The organism is Stieleria sp. (genome assembly GCF_041595215.1).
Lineage (GTDB): Bacteria > Planctomycetota > Planctomycetia > Pirellulales > Pirellulaceae > Stieleria > Stieleria magnilauensis.
Genome location: NZ_JBFHKV010000196.1, coordinates 1 through 9,888 on the forward strand (window position 1 = coordinate 1; position 9,888 = coordinate 9,888).

5 protein-coding genes are annotated in these 9,888 nt (G+C 59.9%); 1 reads left to right on the top strand and 4 read right to left on the bottom strand.

Features of this window, described 5'->3' with window-relative positions; translation table 11 throughout:
- The 4 genes from ABX749_RS10045 to ABX749_RS10060 all read right to left on the bottom strand — a co-directional run.
- Positions 1-1,952: efflux RND transporter periplasmic adaptor subunit (locus tag ABX749_RS10045; RefSeq protein ID WP_372895858.1), on the bottom strand; the 1,952-nt coding region annotated here is incomplete at its 3' end.
- 9 nt (positions 1,953-1,961) lie between these two features.
- Entirely contained in the window at positions 1,962-3,227 is a 1,266-nt protein-coding gene (locus ABX749_RS10050; protein ID WP_372895859.1) for an efflux RND transporter periplasmic adaptor subunit, read from the bottom strand.
- Positions 3,228-3,367: 140 nt separating this feature from the next.
- Positions 3,368-4,399 carry an efflux RND transporter periplasmic adaptor subunit gene (locus tag ABX749_RS10055; RefSeq protein ID WP_372895860.1) on the bottom strand — a complete coding sequence of 344 codons (1,032 nt, stop codon included), beginning with the start codon at positions 4,397-4,399 and terminating at the stop codon, positions 3,368-3,370.
- Positions 4,400-4,482: 83 nt separating this feature from the next.
- A complete protein-coding gene (locus ABX749_RS10060) occupies positions 4,483-6,600 on the bottom strand; it encodes a TolC family protein (RefSeq protein WP_372895861.1) in 2,118 nt (705 codons plus the stop codon).
- 581 nt (positions 6,601-7,181) lie between these two features.
- Between ABX749_RS10060 and ABX749_RS10065 the strand changes: the two genes are divergently transcribed.
- Complete coding sequence (locus tag ABX749_RS10065) at positions 7,182-9,488, top strand: diguanylate cyclase (RefSeq protein WP_372895862.1); 2,307 nt, start codon at positions 7,182-7,184, stop codon at positions 9,486-9,488.
- Positions 9,489-9,888 lie beyond the last annotated feature (400 nt).

Below are 9,888 nucleotides of genomic sequence, written 5' to 3' on the forward strand. Positions count from 1 at the left end.
ATCGAAGCGACTTGCTTGGACGAGGACGCCTTCTTGTAAGCTTCCAGAGTGTCTTCGGCGACGATCGCTAAGACTTCTTTTTCCTGGGGATCGGAAACCCGCAGCAATTCTTCGCCCTGTTTGACGTAACGCCCTAGCAGCTGGTTGGTCGCCGGTGTGGTGATCTTGCCGCTGCGGGTCGCCACGATTCGCATGCTGTCGATCTGTTGGTCGATCTCGGCGAGCCGGCGTTTCAAACTTTCAGCGTTCTGCTGTGCAACTTCGGAAAGGGCAAGCTCGCTGCGCTGACGGTGCTGGATCGCCTTGGCCAACTCGACGTCACGCTGATCCATCAGCTGATCGCGCTGCAGCACCAGTTCCGGCTGATCCAGTTCCAACAATAGGGTTCCCCGTTCGACGCGATCGCCACACCGTACAAAGACGGACGCGACAAATGCATCCACGGGCGCGCGCGCAATTTGTTCGTCTTGGAACTGCACCACCACCGGCACGCGACGCGCCAACGGCGAACTCTGCACCGACGCATACTGAACGCCGAGACAGACGAGGGTACAAATACCAAGCAGACGCCGTTGATAGAAATTTAATCCCCAACGGTTGCGTGGCTCGAGTGTCCAAATCTTGAACATCCATCGCAATAGAGGTAACACGCCCCACATCGTCGCGGCCACGATCGCGATCAAGATTCCAAAACCTTTGGCCCACGTCGCAATGGCAAACACCAAACCCGACATCCAGACAATTTGAAACACCACCGAGCACAATGCATGAAAGGCAGCGAAGTCTTTACGCCAACCGGCCAAGGGACTCTCGGGCATCCGGATGCGAAACAACAAGGCCTCGACCATCGCCCCCAATCGTGCCCGCCCGTGTGCGCGAAGATTGGGGATTTCCAACAAGTCGCTTAACACATAGTAGCCGTCCAACCGTAGCAGCGGATTGGCATTGACCAGAATCGTCGCCGGCCCCGCGACCAAGAAGACCTGTGCGGCGAGATGTTTGGTGAATCCGACGGGACAGAACCACCAAAGCAACGCGGCGGCGGCTCCGATGGCGAGTTCCACATAGACGCCGGCCAAGGCGATTTGCACTCGATCACGGCGTCGCACCAGTTTCCATGCGTCGGTCACGTCCACATAGGCCAGTGGTGCGAACAGGAAAAACATGATCCCCATCCGTCCGACACGAACACCGTGGTATTTCGCACACACCGCATGTCCACATTCGTGAACGACTTTCAACACGCACCACAAGACCGCCAGGACCAACCACAACTGTTGGTCAAAGACGCGTCGCACCTCGGCGGAGAAGGCGTCGGCGTTGGACCACACCACGCCGACTCCAGCCCCCACCAGCACCGCCCAGAAGATCATCGCGGGAACGCCGAACAGAAACCCAAAGCCGGGCAGCAGTTTCGCGGCGATCCGGTCTCCGTCGGCAAGGGGAAAACGCTGCGTCAGCAACCCGCCGAGCAGTCGCAGCGTCACACCGAACCACCGCTTTGGTGGTGTCGATGCAGTCTTGGCTGCCGCGGCTCCGGCCGATGCAGCGCCGGGTTCCGTCTCGGCTACTCCGGGTGGCGGATCCGGCGTTTCACCGGTTGCTCCGGGGGCGTGAGCGTCGTCGGCAGCGGTGACGACCACCGCCAATCGGTGTTGCGTCAACTCCTTGGCGAACGCGATCACGTCAACTTCGGACCACAACAAACCGTCATGTTGAAGTTGGCGGTAAATTTCACCGAGTGTACGCTCACCATCCATCAACGTCACGGCATGGTATTCGCGCGTGCCGAAACGATAAAATTTTCCGGTTCGTCGATCGTTGGCAACGTAAACGGTTTGCGTGCGTTGGCCGCGCGATGAGAATTCCACCGCCGGATCGACTTTTACGATGACCGACAACGGGTCAATCGTGGCTCCGTCGGGGGGCGAATGGCTGGATTGATCGTCCATAGAAATGTCTCAGTACCCGATCCACCACAAGGTCTTCTCCCAGCCCGAACGGACCATCGACCAGAGCCAGGGCCGAACGGGACCATACGCGATCGCATCGCCGCGCATTCCCGGACGCAGTGTGCCGGCGCGGTTGTCGACATTGATGTGCGCGACGAACACATTTTGATCATCGCGCAGCTCGGCGCTGGGGTAGACCGCGTCGATCGGTTGTTCAATCGGGTCGCCTTCCGCGGCTGTCAACCGGACGCGAGCCAACGTCCCCTTGTCGACATAGCTGATCTCATACTCGGGGATCTCCAGTTCGATCAACATTTCATTCAGGGGCGCGATCTCCAATACCGCTTGCCCCGTTTCCAATGGAGCGCCAATGGATCGGTTCAGATCACCCAATACGATGACACCATCGATCGGGCTGATCACGTTGAGGCGATCCAATCGACTCAGCAGCAGGTCACGCTGTCGGTTGAGTTCTCGGATCTTTAGCTTGGCCTGCTGGGATTCGGCGACCCGACCGCCGACCATCGCGACATCGCGTTCCTTTAGCACCTGACCGATCTGCGCTTCCACGGTCTCCAGTTCCAAGCGGAGCGGACGACCATCGAGTGAGATCAAGACATCACCTCGCTGGACGGCGTCGCCGGGTTGCACGTGGGTCGACAACAAGGTCGCGTCAAACGGCGCCGAGACGATTCGCGAATGTTTGGGGCGGACAAGCGTGGTGCAACGAACGCGATAGGAAACCGGCCAAATCGCCAGCAGCAGTACGGCCAAGCCGGCCAACCCCACACAAATCCGTGTACTCAAACCGCTTTGGGCCAGCCATCGCGACAATTGTGCCGCCACGCCGCCGCTACGAGTCCAAATGATCGCCCGCAGCGCCGGCAACGCACGTCGCAACCAAGTTCGGTCGGCAGCCGTCACCGGCCCACCCTCGATCCACAACACGCAACGCCCTAACCCGACGTCGTCATCCAGGTTCAAGCGAATCGCGTCGCTGTCTTTTTGTGGGTTCTTCGCTGCGAGTTCCGTTGGGACGGCGGGTCGGGTCGGAACCGGCGACGCTTCTTCATCCCAGCTTTCGGCTGCGTGTTGATAAAGTTCACTTGCGGGCCCCAGCCAACCCAGCCGGGATTCATAGAACCGGCGGAGTCGTGTCGTCCCGATGCCACAGCGCACGCTGCTGGCGGGAAATTGCTTGGCGATGCATTGCACCAATGCCATCACTGCCTCGGATTGATCGCTGACCTCCGCGACCACTTCGATCAGTGTCACCGTCTTGGCCCAATCCGCCGACGAACCAGACTCTGCCCGTGTCGCGTCCCGACGCGCAGCATCGCTATCCGGCGATGCTGACGCTGGTCCGTTGGGGGTCGTCTTTCCCGACCCATCGGTGAGCATAGGGGGCCTGGCGCTCATCGGGTTCGCGACACTCCATACGGGCTGGTGGGAACATCGGAGGGGACGTTTGCACCGATACGCCGCGTCACCGGCAATTGGATCCGCTGCTGCTGCGCCGTCTGGTTCCGTGCAGGTCTCATCCGGCATCGGTCGCCCGCGCGCAGCTCACCGGTCTGGTTGTCCAACAACACCTTGACCATGATCGTGCCGCTTTCCCCGTCAATGTCGGGTGCCATCGACGCGACTTCCCCACGCACGCTTTTGGACGCGCTGACCATGAACACCTGAACTTGATCGCCCTGTTGAATCATGCCGATTTCTTCGACCGGGACGTTGAACACCCCGTAGATTTGATCGAGCACGACCAGCCGAATCACGGCTGGGTCTGCCGGCGTGATGTACTCGCCGGGGGCGTGAAAAAGTTCAGCGACCACTCCATCCATCGGCGCGAGCACCTTCCGTCGCCGCAATTGCAGTTCGTAGCGTGACAGTTCCAGTTTTCGAAGCTGGTCTTGTTCCACCGCGTTTAGTTCTCGGGATTTCGCAATCTCCCAGTCTGCGTAGGCTCGTTTCAATTCGTCGGGGCGGGCAATGTCTTGATCGGCCAACGATTGCAGTTGCTCGAACCGCAGTTTCATCAGCGCCGTTTCGGCCTTGGCGGCGTCGGTTTCACCATGCATTTGAGCCCGCCAGCGAGCCGTCGCCACCGCTTCGACTTGCAATCCGTCTTCCAATTTGGCAACGATCTGCCCCTTGGTAACGCGATCTCCAATTTTGACATTCACCTCTTCCAAACGCCCGATCTCCGTCGCGGCGACAAGAATGTCAAACTTGGGAATGGTGAAACCTTCGTAATCGATCGTGACCGAACCGCCCCGGAAACCTTGCGAGGAACGAGAGGTTTGTGAATAACCGGCGTTGTCCTGGGCGATCACGGTCGCGGAGACAATCACCAGCCCGCAACTGAGCAACGAGCACACAACCGTCGCAGTGATCGGGAGCCGCTTCGATCGCTTTCGTTTTGAATGGTTTTGAGTGAACTTCATGACGGTCATGCGATTCGGTGGTGTCTTTGAAAGGTTGACGGTATTGATACGCCCGGGGCGCCGTGTGGGTGACGCGGTCGTCGCTATTGCGTCCAACCCGCCGATGGTGTTCGCCAATCGGCGCGTGGCATTGGTTGTGATTGCGGTTGAGGTTGTTGCGGTGGCTGCTGGATTGCCGTGGACGCCGGAGTCGCTGTCGGTCGACCGATGCGTCGCGGCACCGCGACGTTCCGCGGTGCGGGTTCGGCCGATTCGCGATCGTCGCGGCTCGGGCTCTCGGTCACCGCGGCCGCCGACGGGTTCGGTGACGCGGCAGCCTGTGTGAAGGGGATCCGCGTCGGGGTCAGCTTGAGGCTGGATGCGGAGCGCTGCGATCCGTCCAACCCAGACAGATCAAGCGGACTCGATTGGGGTGCTTCCGGCTCCGCCTGAGTTTCATCGCCGGCTTCGATGGACGGCGCAATCACCGTGGCTTGATAGTCGTCGTGCAAAAAGTTGATCTCACCGGAACATTCCGATTGCACGGGGCGAACTCCCTCGTTGATCAACAGCGTTCCCATCGCGCGTTGCAGTTGAACCAGCGCGATCATGTACGCCGATTCCACCTTCACCAAATCCTTTTCCGCATCGGTCCGACGTTGCTGTGCGTCGAGCAGGTTCTCCAGCTTGATGCCGACGCGAGAGTCATCGCCACCGATGATCCGCCACTGGACCGTCAAGATGTTTTCTTCGGTCACCGCGGTCGACAACACGTTGCGTTTGCTGATCAGTTGTTTTTCAAAACGCTCCAGATCAATCAATGCGGTTTCGACGTCGAACTGGGTTTGCTGGATCACTTCGCGCAACCGCTGGGATCGCTCCCGCGCCCTCAACAGGGCTTCACGGTGCTGAGCCCGAAACGCCCGTCGTCCCCGGGGAAGCTCGAACTCCAGTCCCGTCGAGATGCCGGGGGCATTGTCAAACTGTTCGCCGAACGACCTGGCGACCTTGCTGGCGCCGTTGAGTTGGGACAGGTATCCGTTGAAGACCCAGTTGAGCTGCGGTTCCAGCTCTGCCCGGGCGACCCGCAATTCCAACGCGGAGAGTTCAACGTCGTACGTCGCGGCGCGAACCTCGGGACGGTTTTGCAGGGCCTGTGCGACGGCATCACGCAGATTCCACCGCACTCCGTCGATCACCGGAGCTGCCATCGGAATCAGCTCCAAATCGCTGTCCGCTCCGATCATCGCTTCACTGCCCACCAGGGCAGCCAGCCGTGCCTGTTGCTTCTTCAGATCGGCTTCCAGGTCGATGACCTGGTCGGCGCGACGCGCCACCCGCTGCTTGGCCTTGGTGATCTCGATCAAGGCGGCGTCGAAATCTTTGCGGCTGACCAGCAACCGTTCAATGTTGCGGCTGCGGGCGAGTAATTCACGCTGCTGGGTCAGCTGGGCGCGTGCCTCGTACAATTTCCAATAAGCGGCGATGACATCGGCGATGCGTTGCTCGACCGCACCACGCATGTCTTGCCACGCGACACGGCTTTCGATCCGAGCCTGGGTGACCAAACGCTCGTTGTAATAACGCCCGCCGCGCGACAACAGCGGCTTGGTCAAACTGAGACTCAGCCGTGCGTTCCCCTGGTCTCGCGGCACAAAGAAGGAACTGTTGCTATCCAAAAAACCGATTTCCTGGTTCCATTCCAACTCGGTCCCGGTCCGCGTTTTCTTTCGCACGCCGCCGCTGAAGTTCAGCGACTTTTCACGCAATCGGTCTGCCCCACCGGTCGTGAGGGTATTCCCCACGGGGTCATTGGTCGCCCCGAGGTTGCCACTCAACAGGATCGTCGAGTCGAATTCGGCGTCCTGCTGAACAATCCGTTGGAACGTGGAACTCGCTTCATACCCCACGCTCAAGATGCGGGGACTATGGGCGAGGGTATCCAGCAGGATGGTTTCAAGGTCAAAGCGAACCCAGCGATCGCGATCGAGCACTTGCTGGGTGACCCGATCGGTCCACCACTGCATCGGCGCCGCTTCCCCGGCAAGCATCGGATCAGGCAGACGCGGCATTGGTGCGGGGGGCAACCGTTTCGGCAAGCTCCCCACCGCAGGCATGGAAGGGGCCGTCGCAGACGCATTCGCCTGCGGAATCCCCAATGCTTGGCTGCCCGTGGGGCGTTCGGCATACACACCTTGCACCATCGTCATGGCGAACACCATGACAATCGCGAAGAGCTTATGCAGATCGAATCCCATCCGTGGCATCAAATTCTCGAGTCAGTCCTTCACGAAAACGCATTCCCCTGCGGTTTGCAGGGGTACGCAACCTCAGGGATCGGTCGCAACGATCAATCGGATCGATCCGCCACGCCGAATTGGCGTGTTCACGGCAGCCCCGCGGAGGACAATCGTCACAGTCGTCAAGGTTTGCCAATTGCCAGCATCGGAGCTCGCCGGGAAGGCACACTCGCCCCGCCCCTGAGAACTAGACGCCCAGCGCCATCCGTGGCAGCGTCAGACGCTCGCCGGCCGTCACGATCGGTACAACCTCCCATCGCGGCGCGATCCCGTTTTCTTTTCGTGTGCCGTATGACTTGCTGGCGATTCCGCGCCCCCATGCCCATAGGCGCAAGCAAAACTTGGCTCACGACCGGGGTGACGACACCCCAAGCCGACCACATCATCTCGTTTTCGCTGAAAGCTGCACCTTGGGTAGGGTCTATCTCCAATCGATTCGCCTCGCAATTGCGTTGGTCTGCCTCGGTGCTAGCCTGATTTTGGCTAGTCACTGGTTCGGGCTAATGCCTGATGTGACGAAGATTGAAAGCGCGTCACGGCGGCGACTCAGCGAAGCCGTCGCGGTCAACGCGGCTGCCCACGTTCGAAAACAACAGTGGGTGGACCTGCGTGCGACCGCCGAAACCCTCGTCGATCGCGACGCCGACCTGCTTTCCATTGGGGTTCGCAGCAAGCACGGGGACTTGAAGGTCAATGCCGGCCACCACGACGATCTATGGCGCCAGGTGGCCAGCGACAGCCGGGGAATCGATGCGATCACCGTTCCGATCACTCTGAACCGACGCGAATGGGGCGAGGTCGAGTTTTGCTTTCGAGCCCCCGACCAATCGACCTTCGGCGCGATCGCCGAACACCCTCTGATGCGTTTGTTGGCGTTTTACTGCATCACCGGCGTGTTCGGTTACACGCTGTTCGTGGGCAAAGTGATGAGGGTGTTCAGCACCACCCAAGTTGTGCCCGAACGTGTTCGCCAAGCCCTCGACACGCTCGCCGAAGGCCTGTTGGTCCTGGACGAAAAAGCCAAGATCGTGCTGGCCAACCGCGCGTTCGCCGAAACCGTCGACGTGCCGACCGAGTTGTTGGTGGAATCGCGTGCCAACGAGTTGCCTTGGACGTTTGAGCACGACCAATCCAAGAACGATTTCCCCTGGATGACGGCGATCGATGAGTCCGCCACGATCACCGAACAGATTCTGCATCTAAAAGTCGACGACGGCGCCGAACGCATTTTCTCGGTCAACGCAGCTCCGATCGGTGGCGGAAACGCTCGACGCGGGGCCTTGGCGACCTTCCGTGACGTGACCCACATCGAAGAACATCGCAAACAGCTCGAAGCGATGCTGACGATGCTGCGTGAAAGTCGCGATGAGATCGAAGAGAAAAACCGGGAACTGGAAATCCTGGCGACCACCGATGCACTGACCGGCTGCCTGAACCGTCGCGCCTTCTTCGAACGGTTCGGCCACCTGTGGAAGATGGCTGCCGCGGAACAGAAGCCGCTGTCGTGCATCATGTTCGACAACGACCACTTCAAACGCGTCAACGATACCTACGGGCACGGTGTCGGCGATGACGTCTTGCGCGAAGTGTCTCGGGTGCTGCGAGAAAACCACGGCGATCACGGGCTGGTTTGCCGCTACGGTGGTGAAGAATTCTGTGTCCTGTTGCCGGGCATTGATTTTGAGGATGCACTCGACTTGGCCGAACAAACCAGGGCGTCGATCGAGCAAATCACCTTCAAGGAACCCGCTCAACTTCGCTTGACCGCCAGCGTCGGTGTGTCGGAAACACGCTTCAACGCGTCCGATCCCCAGGAACTGATCAATCAAGCCGATGTTTGCCTGTACGCGGCCAAACGGGGCGGACGCAACTGCGTGATTCCCTACAGCCCGGAACTGTCGCAAATGGATGGCGAAGAAACCGAATCGCGGGAGCGCGCCGAAATCCCCTACCAGGCGGTCACCGCACTGATCGCATCGCTTTCCTACCGCGACGCCGCCACCGCAGAACACAGCCGCCGTGTGGCGGACCTCTGTTCCCGCGTCTCCAAACAGTACATGGACTCGGCCAGCCAATACGTTCTGGAGATCGCCGCGTTGCTTCACGACATCGGCAAAGTCGGTGTCTCCGATGAGATTCTGCTCAAACGCGGAAAACTCAGCCCCGACGAAATGGAATTGATCGCCTGGCATGATCGCATCGGCGTTGAACTGATCGAAACCGCGTTCGAGTGCCAAGAGCTGACCGAAACCGTCCAGTTTCGACAAGCGCATTTTGACGGCTCCGGTCGCTTCCGAAATCTGCCGGTCGGCGTGGAAATCCCGATCGGGGCTCGCATTCTGTCGATCTGTGACAGCTATGACTCGATGATTTCCGACCGCGTCTACCGCGACGGTTGCTCGCATCAAGTTGCCATCGAGGAACTGCGACGCTACGCCGGGTCTCAGTTCGATCCCGAATTGGTCGAGCACTTCGCCAGCGTCATCACCAGCAAACCCGAGCCCGATGCGACGGTCAACAGCGAAGCCGCAATCCAAATCGGATTTCAAGTCGAACGCCTCGCCGCGGCCATCGACAGCCAAGACACCGAGGGGATGCAAACGCTGGCGGAACGTTTGGGAATGTACGCCCGTCGCTGTGACATCGAATCCATTGCGAAAGCCGCTGATCGCATCCGCCAGCGAGCCAGCGAACAAGAAATCTCCTGGCTCGACCTGCTGCGCGACACCAACGAACTGCTCGAGCTGTGCCGCACCACCCAATCGGAACTCATCGAGCACCAGCACGAAAACGAGACCCCGGTGGGATAGCCCCGTCAGCCATCCACACCCGCCACTAGCTAACGCCCCACGCCCCCCGGCGGGACTCGTCAGCGACCGGCGCGTGTTCGCTTCACAAACGTGCCACTGGCACATGCCACGTGCTGAAACACCACCCAGCGGGACGCGTTACGGCTTGTTGATTTAATCCGATCGCACGTGGGATTAGCCGCGAGCGCGCAAGCGTACGGGCATTCATCATCTCGATTACCCACCGGCGCCCGTAGGCACGCGCCAAACGGCTGATTAAATCAACAAGCCGGTAAGCGACCGGCGCGTGTTCGCTTCGCAAACGCGCCACTGGCACACGTCACGTGCTGAAATACCGCCCATCGGGACGCGTTACGGCTTGTTGATTTAATCCGATCGCACGTGGGATTAGCCGCGAGCG

Excerpts from the sequence above, each read along its gene's own strand:
- ABX749_RS10065 (WP_372895862.1), top strand. The coding sequence starts at position 7,182 with ATGCCTGATGTGACGAAGATTGAAAGCGCGTCACGGCGGCGACTCAGC.
- ABX749_RS10055 (WP_372895860.1), bottom strand. The coding sequence starts at position 4,399 with ATGAAGTTCACTCAAAACCATTCAAAACGAAAGCGATCGAAGCGGCTC.
- ABX749_RS10060 (WP_372895861.1), bottom strand. The coding sequence starts at position 6,600 with ATGGTGTTCGCCATGACGATGGTGCAAGGTGTGTATGCCGAACGCCCC.